4 protein-coding genes are annotated in these 3,029 nt (G+C 57.3%); 3 read left to right on the top strand and 1 reads right to left on the bottom strand.

All coding sequences use genetic code 11. From position 1 onward, the window contains the following. Positions 1-615 (top strand): DHA2 family efflux MFS transporter permease subunit (locus RTM06_RS03230; RefSeq protein WP_312179903.1); only part of this gene is annotated, 615 nt, incomplete at its 5' end. 37 nt (positions 616-652) lie between these two features. Here the strand turns inward: RTM06_RS03230 and RTM06_RS03225 are convergent. Then, on the bottom strand, positions 653-1,765 hold the full coding sequence (locus RTM06_RS03225; protein WP_256697189.1) for a tRNA/rRNA methyltransferase: 1,113 nt from the start codon (positions 1,763-1,765) through the stop codon (positions 653-655). A gap of 156 nt (positions 1,766-1,921) precedes the next feature. Here RTM06_RS03225 and trxC point away from each other — a divergent pair, with 156 nt between their 5' ends. Further along, positions 1,922-2,341, top strand: a complete 420-nt coding sequence (gene trxC, locus RTM06_RS03220) for a thioredoxin TrxC (protein ID WP_008101648.1) — start codon at positions 1,922-1,924, stop codon at positions 2,339-2,341. Between the two features lie 91 nt (positions 2,342-2,432). Next, the coding region (locus tag RTM06_RS03215) for a tRNA-uridine aminocarboxypropyltransferase (protein WP_312179901.1) at positions 2,433-3,029 on the top strand (597 nt) is incomplete at its 3' end.

The raw sequence follows: 3,029 nt of genomic DNA, 5'->3' as shown, positions 1-3,029 counted from the left end.
GCGTCGGCACCGGTGGGGATTCTGCCGGTGATCCTGTCGCCGATCATTGGCCGCTTCGCCCACAAGCTGGATATGCGTAAGCTGGTGACCTTCAGCTTCATCATGTATGCCGTCTGTTTCTACTGGCGCGCCTACACGTTTGAGCCGGGGATGGATTTTGGTGCATCGGCGTGGCCGCAGTTTATTCAGGGCTTTGCGGTGGCGTGCTTCTTTATGCCACTGACCACCATCACGCTTTCAGGCTTACCGCCAGAACGTATGGCGGCGGCATCGAGCCTGTCGAACTTCGTGCGTACGCTGGCGGGTTCCATTGGTACCTCGATCACCACCACTATGTGGAGTAACCGTGAATCGATGCATCACAGCTATCTGTCGGAGTCGGTGAATCCGTACAACGTCAATTCACAGCAGATGTATGACCAGCTGGAAAGTCTGGGCATGACCCAGCAGCAGGCCTCGGCGTATATCGCGCAGCAAATTACCAATCAGGGACTGATTATCTCAGCGAATGAGATCTTCTGGGCATCGGCGGGCGTGTTCTTGATCTTGCTGGTGCTGGTGTGGTTTGCGCGTCCACCATTCGGTGCGGGCAGTGGCGGCGGCGGCGCTCACTAAGCGATATAAATAAAAACGGGCCTTGCGGCCCGTTTTTTTATGCGTTCTGACGCCACCATTCGGCGAGCAAAATACCGGTCGCCACGGACACGTTGAGGCTTTCAACGTTGCCGGTGCCGCCAATCGACAGGCTGAGATCGCCCTGCTGGAAAGCGCTGTCTGACAGACCTTCGCTCTCCTGACCCAACACCAGCACCATTTTGGCAGGCAGCTCGGCTTTCGCCAGCGGTGTGCCTTCATGGCTTGAGGTGGTAACGATGGTGTAACCCGCTTTACGGAACGCTTCCAGACCATCGGCAAAGCTTTCGCCGCTGATTGCCTGTACGTGCTCAGCGCCACCTTCGGCGGTTCGGACTGCCGCACCCGATTCAAGCAGCGAAGCATCATTCACCAGCAAACCTTTCACACCGAAGTGCGCGCAGCTACGCATAATGCCGCCAAGGTTGTGCGGGTTGCTGACATCTTCCAGCGCCAGCACGCAATCCTTGGTCGGTGCCTTTGTCAGCCACTCAGTAACCGGCATGCCCATGCGTTTTTTGATGATGAAGCACACGCCGCCGTGGTGTTCAGTACCTGAGGCTTTGGTCAGCTCAGCATCTTCTACCACATGATAGGCTTTGCGGTTGGCCGCCAGCCAGCGCAGGGTTTCACGGAAACGCGGCGTTACGCTCTGAATAAACCAGGCACGCACGATGCTTTCCGGACGGCTCAGAAACAGCGCCTGACAGGCATTTTCACCGTAGACGCGCGTCTCTTCCTGACGCTGACGGCGAATCTGCTCTGGATCGATCACCGGCTTGTTCGCGGCTTCATCCAGCTGGCTGTCATCGGCAACCGGTGGACGAGAAACGGTGCGCCACGGCGAATCACCGAAGCTGCGGTTGTCGTCACCACGATCGTCACGACGTCCAAAGCTGCGGCCACGTTCGGTATTGCTCGCACCGCGCGGTGCCGAGCTGCGTGCGCCGCTACGGCCACCTTCTTCATTATTACGTGCACTGCTGCGAGGACCAGAACGACGATTATCTTCCTGGCGCGCAGCAGGACGGCCGCCTTTGCCGGTACGGGGATTCGGCTTTTGACCACCCTCCTCATCACGTACGTACATCACTTTTACCTTGCCGCTTTTGCCTTTAAATTCGTCGTTCATCTGTTCCTCCAGCATTGAGAGCGCGAAGATTACCTGATGTGTCGGTGCTTAGCTATCAACTATTGAACCTATTGGGCAATCCAGATTGAGCATAGCACTCAACCTTTTCATAATGTCCGGCAATCATCAGATTTACAGGTCCGGGTTGAGGTAAATATGAATACAGTTTGTGCCTCCTGTCAGGCAACCAACCGCGTGCCCGAGTCGCGCATTGCCGATGGAGCAAAATGCGGTCGCTGCGGCGGCGAGCTGTTCAACGGTGAAATTGCCAACGCGACGGCCGCCACGCTGGATAAGTATCTGCAAGACGATCTGCCCGTGGTGATCGACTTCTGGGCACCGTGGTGCGGTCCGTGCGTTAACTTCGCACCGGTGTTTAAAGATGTCGCAGACGAGCGTCGCGGGAAAGTGCGCTTCGTGAAAGTGAATACCGAAGCTGAACCTGCGCTCAGCTCGCGTTTCCGCATTCGTAGCATTCCTACGATTATGCTGTTCAAGAACGGCGAGATGGTCGACATGCTGAATGGCGCAATGCCAAAAGCGCCCTTTAACGAGTGGCTCGACGAATCGCTGTAAACCGCTGATGGCCAGCCGCATGCTGGCCTTCCTTATTACCTTTCCCGGCTAATTCCATTACACTGGCGTTTTTTATCCTGCCTGCGAACCTATGTTTGAAAATGCCGTTCTGCGCTTACGTGCGCAACGTTTAGCGCGCGCCACGCGCCCGTTTCTTGCGCGCGGTAATCGTGTCATCCGTTGCCAACGCTGCCTGCTGCCGCAGAAAAACTGTCTGTGCGCCACCATCCAGCCTCAGCAAGCGCGCAGTCGCTTTTGTCTGGTGATGTTCGATACCGAGCCGATGAAGCCGAGCAATACCGGAAGATTAATCGCCGATGTGCTGCCGGACACCGAGGCGTTTGGCTGGTCACGCACCGAGCCAGATCCCGCGCTGCTGGCGACGGTGAAGAATGAGGTTTATCAGCCGCTGGTGGTTTTCCCTGCGTCTTATGCTGATGCCGGTCGTGAAGTGCTCACCAGCCCGCCGCTTACCGGCAAACCGCCGCTGTTTATTATGCTCGACGGTACCTGGACTGAAGCGCGCAAGATGTTCCGCAAAAGCCCGTGGCTGGATGCGTTGCCGGTGATGTCGTTAAACGTTTCTGCGCCGTCGCGCTACACGCTGCGCGAAGCCCACGGCGAAGGCCAGCACTGCACCGCCGAAGTGGCTGCCGCGCTGCTGGAACAGGCGGGCGATCTTGCCGCC

This window comes from Pantoea sp. CTOTU46764, from assembly GCF_031974595.1.
GTDB lineage: Bacteria > Pseudomonadota > Gammaproteobacteria > Enterobacterales > Enterobacteriaceae > Pantoea > Pantoea trifolii.
This window is presented reverse-complemented; position numbering and strand designations above follow the sequence as displayed.

Excerpts from the sequence above, each read along its gene's own strand:
- RTM06_RS03225 (WP_256697189.1), bottom strand. The coding sequence starts at position 1,765 with ATGAACGACGAATTTAAAGGCAAAAGCGGCAAGGTAAAAGTGATGTAC.
- trxC (WP_008101648.1), top strand. The coding sequence starts at position 1,922 with ATGAATACAGTTTGTGCCTCCTGTCAGGCAACCAACCGCGTGCCCGAG.